Origin of the sequence: Rheinheimera sp. EpRS3, assembly GCF_001513785.1 — a bacterium.
In the GTDB taxonomy this organism is placed as follows: Bacteria; Pseudomonadota; Gammaproteobacteria; order Enterobacterales; family Alteromonadaceae; genus Alishewanella.
The window spans coordinates 299,622-319,496 of record NZ_LNQS01000009.1; the positions used below are offsets into that span (position 1 = coordinate 299,622).

20 protein-coding genes are annotated in these 19,875 nt (G+C 49.1%); 16 read left to right on the forward strand and 4 right to left on the reverse strand.

What is annotated here, in order from left to right; all coding sequences use genetic code 11:
* The first annotated feature begins 8 nt into the window (after positions 1 to 8).
* From AR688_RS13815 to AR688_RS13850, 8 genes are all read left to right on the forward strand, one after another.
* Entirely contained in the window at positions 9 to 767 is a 759-nt protein-coding gene (locus AR688_RS13815; RefSeq protein ID WP_068234987.1) for a HesA/MoeB/ThiF family protein, read from the forward strand.
* 34 nt (positions 768 to 801) lie between these two features.
* The gene (locus tag AR688_RS13820; protein ID WP_068234991.1) at positions 802 to 1,332 is read left to right on the forward strand and encodes a DinB family protein; all 531 of its coding nucleotides are present in this window, start codon (positions 802 to 804) and stop codon (positions 1,330 to 1,332) included.
* A 15-nt stretch (positions 1,333 to 1,347) separates the two neighbouring features.
* A complete protein-coding gene (locus AR688_RS13825) occupies positions 1,348 to 1,746 on the forward strand; it encodes a DUF1801 domain-containing protein (protein ID WP_068234992.1) in 399 nt (132 codons plus the stop codon).
* Complete coding sequence (locus AR688_RS13830; RefSeq protein WP_068234994.1) at positions 1,747 to 2,169, forward strand: VOC family protein; 423 nt, start codon at positions 1,747 to 1,749, stop codon at positions 2,167 to 2,169.
* 45 nt (positions 2,170 to 2,214) lie between these two features.
* Positions 2,215 to 2,715 (forward strand): GNAT family N-acetyltransferase, encoded by a 501-nt coding sequence (locus AR688_RS13835; protein WP_331458833.1) that lies wholly within the window; start codon positions 2,215 to 2,217, stop codon positions 2,713 to 2,715.
* Positions 2,716 to 2,856: 141 nt separating this feature from the next.
* The gene (locus AR688_RS13840) at positions 2,857 to 3,729 is read left to right on the forward strand and encodes a DUF5677 domain-containing protein (protein WP_156420304.1); all 873 of its coding nucleotides are present in this window, start codon (positions 2,857 to 2,859) and stop codon (positions 3,727 to 3,729) included.
* A gap of 485 nt (positions 3,730 to 4,214) precedes the next feature.
* Positions 4,215 to 4,673, forward strand: coding sequence for a hypothetical protein (locus tag AR688_RS13845; RefSeq protein WP_068235015.1), 459 nt, complete (start codon positions 4,215 to 4,217; stop codon positions 4,671 to 4,673).
* Positions 4,670 to 4,897: a hypothetical protein gene (locus AR688_RS13850; RefSeq protein WP_068235026.1), complete on the forward strand. Its 228-nt coding sequence runs from the start codon at positions 4,670 to 4,672 to the stop codon at positions 4,895 to 4,897. Before AR688_RS13845 ends, AR688_RS13850 begins: the two co-directional genes overlap by 4 nt.
* A gap of 75 nt (positions 4,898 to 4,972) precedes the next feature.
* On the opposite strand, the gene AR688_RS13855 is transcribed toward AR688_RS13850, so the two are convergent.
* Together AR688_RS13855 and AR688_RS13860 are read right to left on the reverse strand one after the other, a co-directional pair.
* Positions 4,973 to 5,281: a helix-turn-helix domain-containing protein gene (locus AR688_RS13855; protein ID WP_156420305.1), complete on the reverse strand. Its 309-nt coding sequence runs from the start codon at positions 5,279 to 5,281 to the stop codon at positions 4,973 to 4,975.
* A gap of 149 nt (positions 5,282 to 5,430) precedes the next feature.
* Positions 5,431 to 6,600 carry a transglycosylase SLT domain-containing protein gene (locus AR688_RS13860; RefSeq protein WP_082694783.1) on the reverse strand — a complete coding sequence of 390 codons (1,170 nt, stop codon included), beginning with the start codon at positions 6,598 to 6,600 and terminating at the stop codon, positions 5,431 to 5,433.
* 245 nt (positions 6,601 to 6,845) lie between these two features.
* Between AR688_RS13860 and hemN the strand changes: the two genes are divergently transcribed.
* The 4 genes from hemN to secF all read left to right on the forward strand — a co-directional run bounded on the left by hemN (position 6,846) and on the right by secF (position 11,668).
* Positions 6,846 to 8,207, forward strand: coding sequence for an oxygen-independent coproporphyrinogen III oxidase (gene hemN, locus AR688_RS13865; RefSeq protein ID WP_068235037.1), 1,362 nt, complete (start codon positions 6,846 to 6,848; stop codon positions 8,205 to 8,207).
* A gap of 113 nt (positions 8,208 to 8,320) precedes the next feature.
* Positions 8,321 to 8,638, forward strand: coding sequence for a hypothetical protein (locus tag AR688_RS13870; protein WP_068235044.1), 318 nt, complete (start codon positions 8,321 to 8,323; stop codon positions 8,636 to 8,638).
* A gap of 221 nt (positions 8,639 to 8,859) precedes the next feature.
* Positions 8,860 to 10,713: a protein translocase subunit SecD gene (gene secD / locus AR688_RS13875; protein WP_068235047.1), complete on the forward strand. Its 1,854-nt coding sequence runs from the start codon at positions 8,860 to 8,862 to the stop codon at positions 10,711 to 10,713.
* Between the two features lie 10 nt (positions 10,714 to 10,723).
* Positions 10,724 to 11,668 carry a protein translocase subunit SecF gene (gene secF / locus AR688_RS13880; RefSeq protein WP_068235050.1) on the forward strand — a complete coding sequence of 315 codons (945 nt, stop codon included), beginning with the start codon at positions 10,724 to 10,726 and terminating at the stop codon, positions 11,666 to 11,668.
* 107 nt (positions 11,669 to 11,775) lie between these two features.
* Here secF and AR688_RS13885 read toward each other — a convergent pair whose 3' ends face one another.
* Positions 11,776 to 14,901, reverse strand: coding sequence for an efflux RND transporter permease subunit (locus AR688_RS13885; protein WP_068235052.1), 3,126 nt, complete (start codon positions 14,899 to 14,901; stop codon positions 11,776 to 11,778).
* Between the two features lies 1 nt (position 14,902).
* Positions 14,903 to 15,955 (reverse strand): efflux RND transporter periplasmic adaptor subunit, encoded by a 1,053-nt coding sequence (locus AR688_RS13890; protein WP_068235055.1) that lies wholly within the window; start codon positions 15,953 to 15,955, stop codon positions 14,903 to 14,905.
* A 203-nt stretch (positions 15,956 to 16,158) separates the two neighbouring features.
* Here AR688_RS13890 and AR688_RS13895 point away from each other — a divergent pair, with 203 nt between their 5' ends.
* From AR688_RS13895 to AR688_RS13910, 4 genes are all read left to right on the forward strand, one after another.
* A complete protein-coding gene (locus AR688_RS13895) occupies positions 16,159 to 16,821 on the forward strand; it encodes a DUF2982 domain-containing protein (RefSeq protein ID WP_068235907.1) in 663 nt (220 codons plus the stop codon).
* 59 nt (positions 16,822 to 16,880) lie between these two features.
* A complete protein-coding gene (locus tag AR688_RS13900; protein WP_068235058.1) occupies positions 16,881 to 17,216 on the forward strand; it encodes a hypothetical protein in 336 nt (111 codons plus the stop codon).
* A 146-nt stretch (positions 17,217 to 17,362) separates the two neighbouring features.
* Positions 17,363 to 18,982 carry a DUF342 domain-containing protein gene (locus AR688_RS13905; RefSeq protein ID WP_231732077.1) on the forward strand — a complete coding sequence of 540 codons (1,620 nt, stop codon included), beginning with the start codon at positions 17,363 to 17,365 and terminating at the stop codon, positions 18,980 to 18,982.
* 193 nt (positions 18,983 to 19,175) lie between these two features.
* A complete protein-coding gene (locus tag AR688_RS13910) occupies positions 19,176 to 19,871 on the forward strand; it encodes a DUF2884 family protein (protein ID WP_068235914.1) in 696 nt (231 codons plus the stop codon).
* The last annotated feature ends 4 nt before the right edge of the window (positions 19,872 to 19,875 follow it).

The window sequence follows — 19,875 nt, forward strand, 5'->3', positions numbered from 1 at the left end:
AGTAAGCCTTGGCTAAAGAGCTGACTACCGCACAGGCAATGCGTTACAGCCGGCATTTAATGTTGCCGCAACTGGATATTGACGGCCAGGAGGCGCTACTTGCTGCTTCAGTGCTGGTGGTGGGTATGGGGGGGCTTGGCTGCGCCGCAGCACCTTATCTGGTGACCAGTGGTATTGGCAATATTACGCTGGTAGACCATGACACCATCGATAGCAGCAACCTGCAGCGGCAAATACTGTACCGCGAGGCTGATATAGGCCACAGTAAAGTGCAGCAAGCCGCGGCAAGCTTGCGCCAGTTAAACTCCGATACCACTATTACTGCATTGCAGCAGCGTTTAAGCACAGCAGACTTAGCGCAATTAGTGCCGCAATATTCGCTGGTGCTCGATTGCACTGATAATTTAGCCACCCGCAACGCCATTAACGCCGCTTGTGTTAATGCCAAAGTGCCGCTGGTATCGGGTGCTGCCATCCGTTTTGAAGGTCAGGTTGCCAGCTTTACTATGCAAGGCGACGGCGCCTGTTATCACTGTTTAAGCCAGCTGTTCGGCGAGCAGCAACTAAGCTGTATGGAAGCTGGCATTTTAAGCCCGGTAGTAGGCGTAATCGGTGCTATGCAAGCGCTGGAAGCTGTAAAAATAATCGCAGGCGTAGGCTCGCCGCTATACGGAAAGTTACAGCTGTTTGATGCCTTAAGCGGCCAGTGGCGGCAGTTTAGTTTAAACAAAGATCCGCTTTGTAGTGTCTGTGGTTCAGACAAGTAATACAGCTGGAAGGACAGGTAAAGGAGGCTAAATAATGGGATCCCATCAGGCCCAAATGCAGGGCTTTGCCAAATATAACCGTGAGTTTAATGCCCGGTTGTTCACTCTGGTGGCAGGTTTAAGTGACAACGAGCGTAAAAAAGATCTCGGCGCGTTTTTTGGTTCCATTCACGGCACACTTAATCATATTCTGCTGGCCGATCGCATCTGGCTTGGTCGCTTTGCCAAAGCCTTTCCTGCCATGGCGTCTTTGCAAACGGCGCAGCTGGTGCAGCAGTTTGCATCACTGCGCGATGAGTTATATGCAGATTTCAGCGAGCTTAGCACGCAGAGGCTGGCCACCGACAAGGTGATAACCCACTTTGCTGATGAGTTAACCGATACACAGCTTGCCAGCACAATGAAATACAGTAATTCGCAGGGCCAGTTGCGCGAACATCCGGCTTGGGTGGCAATAGCGCATATGTTTAACCACCAAACCCATCATCGCGGCCAGCTAACCACGCTATTGCAACAGCTTGGCCATGACGTTGGTGTAACCGATTTTGTCGCTTATGTAACTTAAAAGGCGTTGGCAAATATGACGATACAGTCAGAGATTAGTCACTACAACGGGGCTCAACAGCCAGAACTGAAAGCAGTATGCGAGCTGCTGGCAGAGCAAATAGATAACACCTTACCTGATGCGGACAGCAAGATATGGCATTCGCATCCGGTATGGTTTTTAAACGGCAACCCTATTGTTGGCTACAGCAAACAAAAAGCCGGCATACGGCTGATGTTCTGGAGCGGGGCCGACTTTGGCGAAGCAGGCTTAAACATTACCGGCAAAAAATTCAAAGATGCCTCGATTTTTTATAACGCTGTTGTGGAGATTGACACTGCCGCCTTGCAGCGCTGGTTGGCTAAAGCCAGAGATATTCAGTGGGATTATAAAAATATCGTTAAACGCAAAGGCGTATTGCAGAGGTTAATTTAAATGAAAGCCCGTATTTCTGTGATAACCCTTGGCGTAGCTAACTTAGACCGTGCCGTGCAGTTTTATCGCGACGGCCTCGGCCTGCCTACCGACGGCATAGTCGGCAATGAGTTTGAACATGGTGCAGTGGCGTTTTTTGATTTAGCCACGGGCCTTAAACTGGCATTGTGGCCAACAACCAGCCTGGCACAGGATACCGGGCTGCCGTTTAGTGGCCGCGGCTCAGGCGTGTCAATTGGCCACAATGTGATGTCAAAAACAGAAGTAGATGAGGTAATGGCAGAGGCCAAAGCCGCCGGTGCAACAATAGTAAAACCGGCAAAAGATACCTTTTGGGGCGGCTACGCCGGCTACTTTCAAGACCCGGATGGCCATTTATGGGAAGTAGTGTGGAACCCGCAGTTGCTGCCAGAGGCGGTATAACGTGGGCGCAATTGTGACACTTAAGGAGAATTTATCATTTTTAGTATAAGACAAGCGGTTAGTGCTGATACTAATCAGATACTTAACATTATACGGGCAAAAGCAGAATTTGACGGCTGTGCCGACACGTTGCGTACGAGAGAAAGCGATATTAAAGAAGCTTTTTTTTCACAGGCTCCAAAAGCACACGCATTGGTTGTGGTTGAGGCAGACGAAATCATTGGAATTGCAACCTACTACAGTATCTACTCTACCTTTATTGCTAAGCCTGGGATCTGGCTTGATGACTTATTTATCTACCCGCAGTATCGAAGTAAAGGTATTGGCGAAGCACTGTTGTCGGCATTGTGTAACGTCGCTGAAGAAGCTGGCTGCAGTCGCATAGATTGGATCGTGGCGCAAGACAATGAGCAGGGCAAGCGCTTTTACGAAAACGTCGGCGCATGTATTTCTGAGTCAGTAAGGCATGCCCGTCTTGATGAAGCAGCGATCAAGCACCTGGCGGATAAATCGCGTAACAAAGGCACGCACTCGACAAGCATGTAGTTGGAGGGGCAAGGGGGGATGCCTGGTACTTTCAATATTCGGGCGGGTATTTATGGGAAGTAGTGTGGAACCCACAGTTGCTGCCAGAGATCTGGTAATGTGGTGGTGACACATCAAGACAGATTCTTAGAAGAGAACCTTATGACAGATTTTACGGACTTCGAACGACACGGATTTTTAGGAGTCGAGTCTCTACAGCTCTCTCAACACATCTCCGCGACTTATGGGCCATACCTTAGCTTGTTCCGCCGTCTGAATCAGGTTGCTTGGTCATTTCAGTATGAAATGAATATCCCAAAACCTGAGAATGATATTACTGGAGCTTGGTGCGCCATTCTTTACGCTCGGGTCCTTAACTTCACTCAGGCATCTTACATGCTTAGTTTGAATGGACTTAGAGTCCAAGCAGAGACCCAACTACGGTGTGCTCTCGAACCTTTGTTTAAACTTGGAGCGTTGAAGAATGATCCGAAGTTTATGATCGAGTACGAGCTAGCCGAACGCAAGGACCAGCTAAAGCAAGGGCGTAGCATCCTTGAATATTTGAAACGTCAAAAACCAAGAGATAACGCCCGAATTAAGTCTATGGAGGTAGAGTGTCAGGCGAAGAAGGAAGAGCTGATCTTGGGTCTTAAAAATCACCGTCCGCAGTTATTCGAGAAAAATGATGACAAGACAGCCATTGAAAAGTTTTCCGTACCTGCGTCTTTATCAGCCGAGAAGGCTGGTCTTCTAGACTGGTACGACTTACTTTACAGAATGGGGAGTGCTTCGATTCACTCAGATGCGAAATCTCTCGAAAGCGGTCATTTTCTAATCGGGGATGATCATGAAGTCGAATTCATAAAAAACGAGCCAGAGCTAGAAGACTTGGATGAATTTGTTAACACTTTATGTACTGTTCTTCTTAATGCTGTTGAGTTTGTCGGCGCTGCACTCGGGGAAGAAATACCGAGCGGGCAACTCGACGCCATAAAGGAAGATTTAATGAAACTTTCTGAACTTAAGAACTAACTCAAGCTGCTAGGTGGAACATTCTCAATGTAGCACTAAAGCTGATCTAAGTCTTATCACGGGCAGAACAAATAACGACCGTTTTTCGAGCAGGCTTTCACTCCAGTTCGTAGCAACGATAGCGCTGGGAAAATACCTTTTAGCCTCTCCAGATCGCCATCACCAACGCCGTGTTGTTTAAAATAATGCGGCTACTGCGCTACCAGCTTTTGCACGGTATTGATAATAAGCATACTCATAAATCATTCGATACCTCCGCTTTAGGTATGCGTGCTTTGTGCTGTTGTCGGTTGCTTGCCAATGCTAATTGGGTGTCTGCCACGTTACCGAAATAGTGCAATGAATTCAGTTATACCGTGCTTATTCGCGGAGATGTGATGTTTATTGTGATGTAGATGTTTATTTTTATGCTCTTTTAGATTAATTTTGATCTGTGCCGAATCGTTGGCTAAATCTACTAATTGCCTAGTAAGGGAAGACTTTCGATGACTGAAATACTTAAAGATATTTTGATCTCTGCAGGAGATATTGATCGCTACTTTGAACAATCTCCCGTAAATTTATGGCGGGCAAAAAGAACGACAGATAAGGGTTCTTTATTTGGTCTGGTTGAAGAAGACAAGGTGTTATCCAACGGCCAATTAAGGCCCGCAGACATAACGATTTCAGAAAAAAACGGGGTGAAGTGGGTTTCATGCCGGCCATCGCCAAGAGGAATAAGTACTTTTGACAAACCGAATACATTTAAAGGAAACTCTTGGGAATATTACAAAATACCCGAAGGCACAACGTTGCCATCAGGTCTTGCAATAGTGAAAGACAAGTTTAACTCCCGTATCTCGGCTACACACTATACGATAGCGCCGGCATACGATATGCCGCTATCATTTTTTAGAAGCTTGCTTAATGATCTGGCCGCTAACGTGGTAAGGGAAGCGATATGAAACTGGAAATATCTGAACAGTATCTGATGCTGTTAACGTCAGCGCTCAATGACGCTATTAAGTACAACGAAAAGTTTCTGCATAGTGAAACGATCCGCGATGTGTCTGACTATGAGGAGCATCTGGTGTGCCTGGAGAATTGTCAGGCGTGGCTTGAAGATGAGTACAAAAAGATTGCCAAAGACAATCCTCAAATGCTGCCTTACGAGAAAGTCGTGCGATAGTAAGTTGTCGATGCTGCCTTCGCGTCCTAAAACACCGATGCCTAAACTGTGCTGGCGCGAAACACATACGCTTGCTCAGAAGTCATTTGATAACTCCGCTTTAGGCTTACGTGCTTTACGCTGTTGTTGGTTGTCTGCCAATGCTAACTGAGTGTCTAGCACGGCGCTAAAATAATGCAGTAAATTCAGTTGTGCCAGCACAGTAAACAGCGCCTCTGTGGTTACTGATTTACCGTTTTCAATTGTCGATATAGTGCTGCGGCTCAGGCCCGTGCGCAGTGCCAGTTCGGCTTGATCCATAACTTGTGCCCGCTGGTGCTTAACCAGCTTACCAAGTGATTGCGCAAAACTCATTTTATCGTTATGCAGTGGTTGTTTATGCATAAAATTACATACAATAGCTATTAATGTCGTAATTATTACGCATAAGGTTTAAGTGTCAAGTGTTTTAGGGGAAGTTCAAAGTAAGTCTGGCATTAAGCCAGCTTTGCCGCTTGCAACAGTCTGTAATTGGCCGTCGCCGGCGTAAGTTGTTACAGCTTGCTACTGAGCTGGTTTGTTCCGGGCGGCACCAGCGTTTTGGCTGGGCGCCCCAGAGCGAGGCGGGCACTCTGCTTGGACTCCAACTGCTGCAGCGCAATGCGGATATCGGCAGTGTAATACAGTGAGGCGAAGCCCAGACGATTGCGACCCAGGTTATGAAATACCATGCCAAAGGCAATATCGCCTGCACTAAAATCCTGGTGGTGCTCGGCAAAATAAGCAGCCGGTTTGTTGAATTCGTCGTCTGTCAGCAGCGATCTCACGCGGCCAGGGCCGCCATGATAAGCCTGGATCAGCAACAACCGGTAAATATGATCCTGTTTTTCCTGTGGCAAATGGCCAAAGCGTGTCAGAAACACCGGCTGTAGCATCCGGTGATTACGTTCAAACAGCCATAGCGCGCAATCTACCTGAGCAATACGGTGCAGCTGTTTATTCTTAGGTACTTTGCAATCTTTAAGTGCCTGCGGTGTTAGCTGTAGGATCCCTCTGGCATTGGCTTTCGAGTGAGCTTCGCGCACGCCACCACTTTCGATAATTAACATGCCGGCCAGATCTGAAAGTAAGTCGTCGGGCAGACTGATGCGCTTCTGCTGCACCCGGCGGGCGTGCACCAAGCGCAGGGTGTCATGCAATGAGGCTTGATTGTTAGGCGTGCCCACCTTAATGCCATCCCAGTTTCCAGATAAGCGGCCGTCCGGGCGCTCCCCCAGATAGCGCGATATGGCCAGAGGTAAATCTACATAGGGCTGGTGACAGCGAATGGCAAAAGGGTAGCCAAGGGTCTGGCTATTGCCTTCTACCCAGGCATGAACCTGGCCTTGTTGTGCCATGCCCTGACGGGTTTGATTCAGAATTAACTGGGTTTGCAAAGAGTCCGTGGCGTCGTCAATAAACTGCAGAAAGTTTCCGCGCATATCAAACAACAGATGGCGATTGCGTTCGGTACAATGACCTGAGCGGGTAAGGATCCAGCGCCGTACATTCATCACATTGTCATAGACGCCCTTGCTTTCTGCATAAGGCTTGCTGCGCACTACCTCAGCCCAGTTCTGGTAGGGGAGCACGGGTTCTTGTGCCAGAGCATTTTGCGGTAACACGCAGCCAAATAGCGTAGCGACGGCAAGCGTCCAGTATCGGCTAAGTAGCATGGATCCCATATCTGCTCCGGTGTTTATAAGGCTGCTGTAACGGTTGTTGACTGCCGTTAAATGGTAAAGCTGAACGCGGCCTTAACAAGCAAATACAGTAAATCCTTTTACCCGCCGTTACCAGAGGAGCTGACAAATATTATTGCGCTTGCTTGGTTATAGTTAAACCAAGCCTGAGGCAGATCAATATCAGCTGACACGCCAGGGCTTATCATGGTTATCAGTCAATCGCCAGCAGTGTTAAAGAGGTTAAGATGTCCGTCAGCAACTGGGACCCAAAGTTAATCAGCAAGTATAATATTAACGGCCCGCGTTATACCTCTTACCCAACCGCACTGGCGCTAAAAAACGATTTTGATCAAACACAGATCCAAACCGCCATCAGCCAAAGCCCCAACGAGCTTAGCCTTTATATCCATATCCCGTTTTGCCATAAGCTGTGCTACTACTGCGGCTGTAATAAAGTGGTAACCCGGCATCAGCATAAAGCTGATAGCTATCTTGATGCGTTGGCAGAGGAGATGGCGTTGTACCAGCCGCTGCTGGCGCAAAAACAGATTATTCAGCTGCACCTGGGCGGTGGTACGCCAACTTTTTTAACTGAAGTACAACTTAGCCGCTTAATCGCGCTGTTACATCGCCACTTTACAATAAAACCAGATGCAGAAATCAGCATTGAAATTGACCCGCGCAGTTGCAGTGACAGTAAGCTGGCACATTTGCGCGCACTTGGCTTTAACCGGGTGAGTTTTGGTGTGCAGGATTTAGATGAAAAAGTACAAATTGCCATTAACCGGGTGCAGGACACCGCACTTATCTGCCATCAGGTGCAGCTTAGCCGCCAGTTGGGGTTTAGCTCTGTTAATCTTGATCTGGTATATGGCTTGCCGTTTCAGCAGCCAGACAGTTTTGCCAGCACGCTGGAGCAGATTATCCGGCTGCAACCAGACCGCATTTCATTATTTAGCTACGCCCATTTGCCCGAGCGTTTTGCCGCCCAGCGTAAGCTGGACAATGCCAGCCTGCCAAATGCAGCGCTTAAACTGCAGTTGCAAAGTATGGCCATTAACGCCTTTGTGGCGGCCGGTTATCAGTTTATTGGCATGGACCATTTTGCCCGGCCGGATGATGCACTAGCCAAAGCGCAACTTGCCGGTAAGCTGCAGCGCAATTTTCAGGGCTATACTACGGCTGGGCAAAATGCCCTGATTGGCCTTGGCGTGTCCAGTATCAGCCAGGTAAATGGTGTGCTGTGGCAAAACAGCAAAGAGTTAAGCGGTTATTATGCGGCTATTGCTGCCAGCCAGTTGCCGGTTGAACGCGGTTTTAGCTTAAGCGCTGATGATAAACTACGGGCAGCTTTGATCAGCCAGTTAATTTGCCACTTTGAACTGGACTTGGAAACATTTAGCCGCCAGTGGCGCTTGCATGGTTTCTGGCAATACTTTGCCCGGGCGCTTGAACACCTGCAGCCATTTATGGAAGATGGCCTGGTTGAAGTCTATGCCGAGCGGATTCACGTAACTGCAGCAGGGCGTTTATGGGTGCGCAGCATTTGCGCCTGCTTTGATGCTTATTTAACCCAGGGCCAGCAGCGTTATTCTAAGGTAATTTAAAGCGTGCGTTAGCAAATTTTTGCTGCCAACGCTTGTGCTGTAAAGAATTAGGGCCCATTATGCGCGCACGCAGTGCTAAAAAACGGCTGCGTACCGGGGTAAAATGAGGTGTTATGCGCTGGCTAAGTAGTTTTGCCATACTGTTTTATTTAAGCTTATTGTGTACGCCGCAAGCCTTTGCCGTGCACGATGCACGCTTATCGCCGCTGGCAGACTCTCAGTTTCATGCAGTAAACCCTTCACTGCATCAGCACACGTTAAACACCCCGCAGGATAAAGACGACCAGCCGCAATATGCGCTATTACCGGCCAAACGTAGCGCAGTTTTTAGTTTAACCTGTGTCGCTGCTGTGGTGATATCCACGGCGCACTATGCCGTAATTGTTACCCCGCAACAGGCCAGAGCCCCGCCACAGTTTTCCTTAAGTTAATGCTTAACCCGGCACACTAAACACACCGCAACTCATACCTTTACAGGTTAGTTTTGTATTTTTTGTGCTAAAGCCGGTTAAATACCGCACTCTGCTTTTTTATGTATTAAGCACCTTAACGGGTTGGTGCAGAGTGCCTGGCAGCCGCTGACTAACATCATGAACTGACGAACACCATGAATTAGCGCTGTGGCTGTAGCGAAAAACCTAAGGATAAACCGATGTTAAATAAAAACCCTGTCTGGCGCTATGTGCTGGTGATTGGCATGTTATTGCTGGCACTGGTGTATGCGTTACCCAACTTATACCCGGAAGATCCGGCACTGAATATCAGCGCTACCCGTGGCGGTACTGTAGCAGAGCAAACCCGCTCACAGCTGGAGCAAAGCTTCCGCTCAGCCAATATTGCGGCTAAATCGGTAGTGCTGGAAGAGGGCCAAATTCTGGCCCGTTTTAACAGCACTGAAGATCAGCTACAGGCGCGTGAAATTGCCAACCAGCAACTGGGAGCAAACTTTGTTACGGCACTTAACCTGGCACCGGCCACACCCGGCTGGTTAACCGCCATTGGTGCCACACCGATGAACTTAGGCCTGGACTTACGTGGTGGCGTACACTTTTTGCTGGCGGTGGATATGAAAGCCGCACTGGATAAAAACCTGAACGACATGGTGCAAACCTTCCGGGCTGATTTACGCGAAGATAAAATTCGCTATCGCAATGTGCAGGCCGATATCGGCCGTGGCCAGGTGCAGGTAAGTTTTCGTAGCACCGAAGATGTTGTAGCCGCTGAAGCGGCATTAAAAAAGCGCGATCGTGAACTGGTGTTTACTACCAGCAGCGATAATCTGACCTTGCTGGTAGGCATTAGCGAAATCCGCTTAAAAGAAATCCGTGAATACGCGCTGGAACAAAACATCACCATTATCCGTAACCGGGTAAATGAAATTGGTGTGGCTGAGCCGTTAGTGCAGCGCCAGGGGGCTGATCGCATCGTGGTGCAGTTACCCGGGGTGCAAGACACGGCTCAGGCAAAAGAAATTCTGGGTGCTACGGCATCACTGGAGTTTCGTCTGGTAGACACTGAAGGCGATTTAGGCTCGGCGCTGGAAGGCCGGGTGCCGCCTAATTCAGAGCTGTATTACAGCCGCGATGGCCGCCCGGTACTGCTGGAAAAACGCATTATGCTTACCGGCGATCATATTACCGGTGCCAGCTCTGGCTATGACGAATACAGCCAGCCGCAGGTCAATATCAAGCTGGATGCCAAAGGCGGAACCTTGCTGTCGGCGGGGACCAAAGACGCAATAGGCCGGCGTATGGCATCAGTGTTTATTGAGTATAAGCCTGGCACTGAAATAGGCGCTGACGGCAACCCGATACTGATTAAACAACAGGAAGTCATTAACGACGCCACTATTCAGGCCCGTTTAGGCCGTGATTTTGTGATTACCGGTATTAATTCGCCAGCCGAGGCGCAAAACCTGGCCACCTTGCTGCGGGCTGGTGCCTTAATTGCGCCGGTTCAAATTATTGAAGAGCGCACCATAGGCCCAAGTTTAGGTAAAGAAAACATTGAGCTGGGCATAACGGCAATTCAGTGGGGTATGGCTGCTGTGCTGTTGTTTATGGCGGTGTACTACAAAGCGTTTGGCATGGTAGCCAATATCGCACTGGTGGCCAACCTGGTGCTGCTGGTGGGCATGATGTCGCTGATCCCCGGTGCTACGTTAACCTTGCCGGGTATGGCGGGTATTGTGCTTACGGTGGGTATGGCGGTAGATGCCAACGTACTTATATTTGAGCGTATCCGCGAAGAGCTATTGGAGGGGCGCTCAGTGCAGCAAGCTATTCACCATGGCTATGACCGGGCTTTTGCCACCATTGCCGACTCTAACATTACCACCTTACTGGTAGCACTGGTGTTGTTTGGTATTGGTACCGGGCCGGTAAAAGGCTTTGCAGTAACGCTGGCGATAGGTATTTTAACGTCGATTTTTACGGCGGTAGTCGGCACCCGTTTATTAGTAAATTTAATTTGGGGTGGCCGCCGCGTGCAGTCACTGCCGATATAAGGAGCTCGGCATGCAGATATTTAACTTTGCCAAACCGCTAAATTTTATGCGGTTAAAATGGGCGGCTGTTGTGTTGTCAGCCGTGCTGGTATTAGGCTCTTTTGCTTCTATTGCTATTAACGGCATTAACTGGGGGCTGGATTTTACCGGCGGTACTGTGATTGAGGTAGGCTTTGCCAAACCGGCCGATTTAGTGGCGGTAAGACAAACGCTGACTAACGCCGGCTATGAAGATGCGGTGGTGCAGCTATTTGGCACCAGCCGCGATGTGCTGATCCGTATTCCGCTGCGCGCCGATATTGCCCAGGCGGTGGTGGGGGACACGGTGCTGCAGGCACTTAATAGCCAACAGGCTGAGGCGGTAACCATGCGCCGGGTTGAGTTTGTCGGGCCCAGTGTCGGCGAAGAGCTAAAACAAGACGGCGGCCTGGCTATGCTGATGGCACTGTTGGGCATTCTGGCCTATGTTGCCATGCGTTTTGAATGGCGTTTGTCGGTGGGGGCAGTAGCAGCGCTGGCACATGACGTTATTTTAACGCTGGGGCTGTTTTCCGTATTGCAGTTGGAGTTTGATTTAACGGTGCTGGCCGCGATACTGGCGCTGATAGGTTACTCGATTAACGACACCATTGTAGTATTTGACCGTATCCGTGAGAGTTTCCGTAAATTGCGTGAAACAACGGTAGCAGAAACCATCAACGATGCGATTACCTCTACGCTAAACCGTACGGTTATTACGTCTTTAACCACTGTATTAGTATTAATAGTGCTGTTTTATATGGGCGGCGCGCTAATACATGGCTTTGCCACTGCACTGCTGTTTGGTATTGCGGTAGGTACTTACTCGTCTATTTATGTGGCCAGCGCTATTGCAGAGATTCTGGGCATCAGCCGTGAAGATATGTTGCCACCGCCGCCGGTAGATAAAGAGGGGGAGAGCAGCGAGGCGCTCTGAATAATAACTCGACGCTGTAGCTAAACGGCACTGTAGTTAAAAAAACGCCCCGCTATTAAACCTGCGGGGCGTTTTTATTAGTTAACAACCCGGGCTTGCTGATGTGATCAGCTTGGGTGTACCTCGTCTGCCGCATGTTCGTCTGGCGCTTCTTTTTCCAGCTGCTGCAGTTTATGTTCAAGCCGTTTGGGTGAGCCGGTATTTCGCGCTAACGCTATATACATTACCGGTACAACATAGATGGTCATCAGTGTTGCCAGCGATACCCCGGCGAAAATAACCATACCTATTACCATCCGGCTTTCTGAGCCCGGCCCTGATGCTACTATCAGTGGTATGCTGCTCATTGCAGTGGTAAAGGCTGTCATCACAATAGGGCGTAACCGCTGTGCTGCCGCTTGTTGAATGGCGGCAACAAATTCCATGCCGGCATCGCGCAGCTGGTTGGCAAATTCAACAATCAGAATACCGTTTTTCGCTACCAGCCCTATCAGCATTACCAGGCCAATCTGGCTGTAGATATTCAGTGTCATGCCACTGAAATACAAGCCAGACAAGGCACCAACTAACCCAAGCGGAACGGTGATCATAATAACCAGCGGGTGAATAAAGCTTTCAAACTGCGCTGCCAGCACCAGGTAGGTGATCACCAGGGCCAGAATAAATACCATCAGGGTAGAGCTGCCGCTTTCCTGATACAGCAGCGATTCGCCTTTGTAATCAATACCAACGGTGTCCTGAATTTCTGTTTTAACCACGTTCTCCAGATATTCCAGCGCTTCGCCCAGGCTGTAGCCCGGTGCCATACTGGCGGTTAACGTAATGGCCCGCATCCGGTTGTAACGGTTCAGGCTGGATGACGTAGCCTCTTCACGCAGTGTTACCAGGTTATCCAGCGGGATTAGCTCGCTAGACGTATCCGAGCGCAGGTAGACATTGCTGATACTGCCCGGTGAGCTGAAATCGTCGTCCAGGCCTTCAATAATAACATCGTACTCTTTACCACGATCTAAGAAAGTGGTGACCCGGCGACCGCCCAACATAGCTTCCAGCGAGCGGCCAATAGCACCGACAGAAATACCCAAATCGCCGGCGCGCTCGGTGTCAATTTCTACCAGTATCTGCGGCACAGTTTCTTTATAGTCATGATCCAGCATCAGAATATTAGGGTTTTCTGCCGCTTTACTGATCACAATGTCGCGCCAGCGTGCCAGCTCTTCATAGGTATTACCCTGCAATACAAACTGGATTGGCCGGCCACCGCCACCGCCGCCACCCAGTCCGCTGCGCATAAAGGTGAAAGCACGTACATCGGGTATGTCGTTTAGCTTTTCGCCTACTTCGCCCATTAAGTCCTGCGTGCGGCGTTTACCGTTATGCCAGTTTTCAGTGCCGACTATGGCAATACCACCACTGTTACCCCAGCCTGGCACCCGTACCAGTAAGCGGTTAAATTCGCCGTCATGGTAGTAGGGCATCAGTACGTCTTCAATCAGGCGCATATTGCGGCTATTGCTGGCGTAACTGGCACCTTCAGCCGGGCTCATCATGACAAAGAAAGTACCACGATCTTCAACCGGCGCCAGTTCGCTGGGTAACAGTTTTACCAGCATATAACTGGCTAAAAAGCACAGCACAACCACTACGATCACCGGCCAGCGTGTAGCGCAAACAACATCCAACTGGCGCCGGTAGGCATTTTCCAGTTTATGAAAGGCACCATGTAGCCACAGGCCGAGTTTGCTTTCACGTTTTTGGTGCGTCAGTAATTTACTGCATAGCATCGGTGATAACGTAAGCGCGGTAACACTGGAAAACGCCACCGCAGCGGCAATCGCCAATGCGAACTCGGTAAAGAGTTTACCCAGCTGGCCTTGCATAAACACCAGCGGCACAAACACCGAAATAAGTACCAGCGTAGTGGCAATAACCGCAAAACCAACCTCGCGTGCGCCGCGATAAGAGGCCAGCAGCGGATGCTCGCCTTGCTCAATGCGGCGGTAAATGTTTTCCAGCACCACGATAGAGTCATCTACCACCAGACCTATGGCTAATACCATGGCCAGCAAGGTCAGCAGGTTAACCGAAAAATCCAGCGCAAACAGCACGGTAACCGCCGCTACCAGCGATACTGGCACGGTTATGGCCGGAATAAAGGTAGCGCGGATATTACCTAAAAACAGAAATATCACTACGATAACCAGCGCCATCGCGATGGCCAGAGTGTTGTAAACTTCTTTGATCGACTCGGCAATAAACAATGAAGAATCGTAACCCGGCTCAATGGTGGTGCCTTCCGGCAGGGTAGGCTTAATTCGCTCCATCTCTGCCCGGGCGGCCTGAACCACTTCTAGCGTATTGGCTTTTGACTGCTTAATAATACCGATACCCAGCAGGTTTTTACCGTCGCCGCGAAACTCGCTTTCTTCGTTCTCTGCCGTTAGCAGTACATCGGCAACTTCGCCCAGCCGTACCAGATAATTATTGGCGCCGCGTTTAATAACCAGCTTGCGAAAATCCTCCTGAGATTTGTAAGTGCGCACGACACGCACGGTAAAATCGCGATCGGTAGATTTTATATTACCGGCAGGCAGTTCTACGTTTTCTGCCCGTAATACGTTTTCAATATCCTGCACTGTTACACCGCGTGATGCCATGGCATCGCGGTCCAGCCAGATACGCATGGCGTAATCACGCGAGCCACCCAGTTGCAAACGGGCTACGCCGTCAACGACTGAAAAACGCTCGACAATATAGCGATCGGCGTAATCGGTTAGCTCCAGCGAGGTCATCGTTTCGCTGTTTAATACAAACCAGGCGATCGTGTCTTCATCGTCACTGGCTTTAGATACTTCAGGTGGGTCGGCCTGATCCGGCAGGTTGTTTAACGCGCGTGACACCCGATCGCGCACGTCGTTGGCGGCGGCATCTATGTCGCGCTCAACAGCGAACTCAATAGAAATATTCGAGCGGCCATTGCGGCTGACCGAGTTAATATTCTTTATACCTTCAACACCGCTAATGCGATCTTCAAGCAACTGGGTAATTTTAGATTCAACAATTTCGGCTGAGGCGCCAGGATAGTTGGTGCCGATACTGACAATAGGCGTGTCAATATCCGGGTATTCACGCAGCGGCAGCATGGTAAAACAGACAATACCAAATACCACCAGCAGCAGGTTTACAACAGTGGCAAATACCGGCCTTTTAACCGACAAATCGGACAGCAGCATATCAGCCTCCAACCCGGTTAATGGTGATGCCTGAGCGCAGTTTCTGAATGCCCTCAACTACCACTTCATCGCCTTCTTCCAGCCCGCCCAGTATTTCAACCCAGCCTGGCACACGCTGCCCGGTGGTGACTTCAACCTGAGTCACTTTGTTGTCAGCATCAACTTTATAAACAAACTGTTTTTGCTGCTGCGGCACCAGGGCTTTTTCTGAAATTTGCATAGCTACGCGGTTGTCCAGCTCCAGCTTTACATGCAGCAACATGCCGGGGCGCAAGCGCAAATCTTCATTAGGTAAAGCGCCGTGTACTGTGACAGTGCGGGTAACCGGGTCCAGCCGGGTATCAATAGCGCTGACTTTACCGTTAAAGGTGATATCGCCATAAGCGGCATTGGTTACGGTTAAAGGCATACCAACACTGATATCAGCCAGATAATGCTCGGCAACGCTAAAGGCAACGCGCAGGGTATTTAAATCATCCAGTGTGGTAATAACAGTACCACTATTAATATAAGCACCAACACTAACCTGGCGCAGGCCAAGGTGACCATTAAAAGGCGCGCGGATAGTCATTTCCGCTAACTGGGCTTTGGCAATATCCAGTTGTGCCAGTGTAGTATTTACCCGGGTTTGTTGCTCATCCAGCATCGATTGCGCAGTGGCCTGAGTGGTAGCCAGGTTTTTCAGCCGGTCTAACTGGCGTTTTTGATCTTCCAGTATGCCTTCCAGCTCGGTTACGCGCGCGCGCTCTTCCACATCATGTAAACGGGCAATCACTTCACCTTGTTTAATGGCTTTACCTTCACGAATGTTCAGCTCAGTGACAAAGTCGCTGGTGGGCGAAATTAACTGAATAGAATGGTTAGAAATACCGGTACCCAGTGAATTAACGCTGCGGATCATCGGCTTGGTTTCTACTTTAGCGGTACTTACGGCTACGACAGCGGCATCGCGACGCGCATCCACTTTCTGGCTGGGTATCCAGTACAAATAGCCTACAAATACCAGCAGAGCGATGAGAATCACCCAAATTAATTTTGAATGTAATTTTGCCACAATAACCCCGGATAACAGCTTAATAATAATTTCTGCCTTATTGTATGGAAGAAAGCACTGTTTAGATTTCCTGTTATCGCAGTCGTAGCGGCGTTGGTCGATTAAGCGGGATATAACTGCGGTTTAATTCAACAATATCTGCTGAACTAAGCGGCAAAGCCTGCCATATTAGCCATAATATAGCGGCAGCGGAGGTGATGAATATGCAGCTGAGTCAAATTCAGGGTGGTGCAAGCCGGGGGGGCGCTGCACTGATGTTGGGCAGTGGCGCAGTATTACTGTTACTGTTGCTCAGTTTACTCTGGGTAGAGCAATTGAATGTGCTGCATGCGCTAGCGTTTGTTATAGCGGCATTGGGGCTTTTTGCCGGTTGGGCCAAGCTGTCTGAGCCAGCCTATTTTTTGCAGTATGATGAAAAAGGTTTACGGTATTTTCATCGGCGCGGCAGTTGGTTTTTACCCTGGAACAGCTTTTTATACAGCGGTGTACCGCAGCTTGAGCAAAAAAAACTCAGCTATATTGCCTTTAAACTGACCGATTACGACAGCTTTTTACAAGGCTTACCACTGCGTCTGGCAGTGCGCATTATGACCGAGCAACGTGCCTTGTATGTAGAAGCTATAAGGCAAGGCTGTAATAGCGGGCAGTGCGCCAGTGAGTTATTGGTTGAAGGCGAAAACTTCAGTACAGCCCAACAGCAATATAACGGTATTAAAGCGGCTTTTGCGCACCGGATGCAGCGTTTGGCTGATGCTACCGGCTTTGATATTTTTGTGCCTGTCGAGCTTAGCGAAGCTGATGCGCTTAACCTGTGTAAGCAGATTAATCAGGCCAGGTTACAATGTATCCAGAATACAGCAACCTAGACACTATGGGCTGACTGTATCATAATATTGTCATTCCCAAATATTGTGCAGGGCAATGAATGAATACTTACGAAAAACCGTTTTTAGTTAGTGGTCGTAACACCTTGATCCATAAAAATAAAAAGCTTGACTTGGTGATAGTAAATGATGATAACGATCCGGTTGTTGTCGTAACAAGACACGGTGTAAAAGTGTTTACTGAAGCCGTGCCAGCTAACAGAGCTGATGCAAAAGATCGCTATATGGAAGTGGTTGATATCTCAAGTTCAGACGTTTTTAGCGAAGTGAAAACCTTACTTTTCGTCCAGGCTATTAATAACAAAGAATATAAAATTGATTACAGTAAAGCGGGTACAGACTTGTTTATCCGTATCCACCAGGAAAACTATATCTGATGTATTAGCCACAACTGAGCCCTGCGTTAGCAAAAGGGCTTGTGTTCAGGCCGGTTATTTGCTTCATTAGACTAGCTTTCGTGCAGTAACCTGAAGTGTGAAGCCATATGCAATTTACCGAGCACAATAATAGTATAAAGATAACCGTGCCTGTAACTCTGAATGCGCTGACGGCGCAGGACGTTAACGCCCAGTTACAGCAAGCCGGCTATGGCCGTTGCTTTTTAATCCAGGATCAACTCACCAACCTGCTGATAGAATATCAGCAAATTCAGCAAAAAATTAAAGACAAACTGCAAGCAGAAGGTGCGCCATTAACGTACCGTATTGCCGACATGCGCCCGGCAGAGCTTAAGTTTGATATCAGCGAAGACAAGATGTCAGCCGCCGCCATTATTACCTCAGCCTGGGGCGGGCCACCGGTGTCGGCCAATATGCTGGTTAAAGCCGCGCAGGAAGCCGGGGTGGTATTTGGTTTTAGTAAAGAGCACATCATCAAGCTGGTAACTCATGCCAGTAAAGCCGATCCGGGCAGCAAAGTAAAACTGGTTATAGCGCGTGGCCGCCAGGTCGTGCAGGGGGTTAACTCCCGCTTTGAAGCATTGATCCCCGATATGGAAAGCCGGCGCAACAAACCCTTACTGCAGTCTGAAGAAAAAGCCGACTTACGCGACTTTGGTGTTATTCCGTCTATTCGCGCTGCCGAACCTTTAATGCGCCGGCATCCGCCTACTGCCGGGGTAGATGGCATGACCGTTACCGGCAATGTGCTGCCCGCTACACCGGGGCAGGTTGTGGAGTGGAATTTGGGCGAAGGCAGTGAGCTATCGGCAGAGGATACCGATTTATTGCTGGCCGCACGTGATGGTTTACCCCGGGTAATCGAAAACGGTGCTACCGTTGACGAGGTGTTTACCGTAAAGAATGTTGATCTGGCTACCGGACATATTATTTTTCGTGGTTCAGTTGTAATTAACGGCGATGTCACTGAAAGCATGAAAGTTATAGCCGGTGGCAATGTTTTTGTAAAAGGCTTTGTTGAAGGTAGCTTGGTAGAAGCCGGCGGTGATATCAAAATTGGCGGCGCTATTATTGGCCATCAGATAGCCACTGCAGAAAAAGACACGGAATACAGCACAGAGCTAAAAGCGCAGGGCGATATCGAGTGTAATATTGCGCAATATGCCCGCTTAAGTGCTAACGGCAATATTTACGTTAAAAAGCAAATAATGCACTGTGCGGTGTCTGCCGCCAAAGTGTATGCCGGCCCTGAAGACAACCCTAATGGTAAGGTTATCGGCGGCTATTATTATCTGGATTACGGTATTCATACAGGCAACCTTGGTGCGCCCTCCAGCAGCAACATTTATATTGAGCTGAACCGGCTGACCGACCCGATAGTGGAAAAACAAGAAGTACTGCGCGCCAGTATTGCTGCAGCGAAAAAAGATATGCTGGATATTCGGGAACAACTGGAAAAGTTGAAGAAAATTGAAGGCAACGCCCAGATAGAATTACGCCGCCAGGAGTTACAGGGTGAATTTGATGACCACAAAACGGTGGCACTGGCATTAATTGACGATGTTAAAGCACTGGAAGTACAACGCAAAGAAAAACTGGAGCAGGCACTTATTGTGGCGCACCAGCAGCTGTTTGCTGCGGTTGAAGTGCATTTTGACAAAGATATTATCCGCAGCCGCCGCGAATACGGCCCGTCAAAAATACTGCTGGTAGACGGCAGTGTGTCGATAGAACCTTTCTATTAACACGGACCAGCTAATATGCACCAGGCTGCATTTTCGACAGGTGGCAATTGCCCTGCGATGCAGGGTAATGTGTTTTCTGCTGCGCTAACGTAGGCTTTGTCTGACGAAGTGACCGGGTAAATTATCAGTGAAGCGTTTTTTCTTTATCTTTATGCTGTTGTTTGCGCCGCTGTTATCGGCAGCGGAGTGCAATATGGCGTTTGCGCACGGTATTATTATCTCGCCTGATCAGATCCGTATTATGCAAAACAACCGCACCCATGTGCAGATAAACGCTGATCATCAGCTGTTTGTTCGTGGTGAGTGGGTTACGCTGGAAGAAGACGACACCTTATTGCTGGCGCAGTACAGCCAGGGTTTACGCCGTTTTGTACCTGAAATTGTTAGTATAGCGGTAGACGGTGTGGAGCTGGGATTATCCAGCATTGAAGCCATGTTCAGCGGTATTGGCAGCCAGGCGCAGCAGGCTGAATGGCGCGAGCTGGTGCGGGAAACTACCTTTCAGTGGATGTCGCGCTTTGTGCGCAGTAACGATCACTTCTATCTGGCGCCGCAGAGCCTGAATGAGCTGGATTATTTTCTGCATGACGAATTAAAACCCCAACTGGATAACCTGGCCCGCCATACTGTTGGTGCGGTATGGGGGGCACTGCGCGATGCCTTGCGCCACTCAGACAGTAACTTTGAGCGTTCAGACAATCAGGATTGGCAGTCGGTTGGCCAAATGGTAGACAAAATTAATCTGGGGCTGGATGCCAAAGCGGTAGAGCTGGAAGAAAAATCGGCGTTATTCTGCCAGCGTATGCAGGAGCTGGATGAAATTGAAAAACAATTACAACAGCGCTTGCCTGAGCTGAAACGTTACGACGTGGTATCACAAAAGCAGTAGCGCT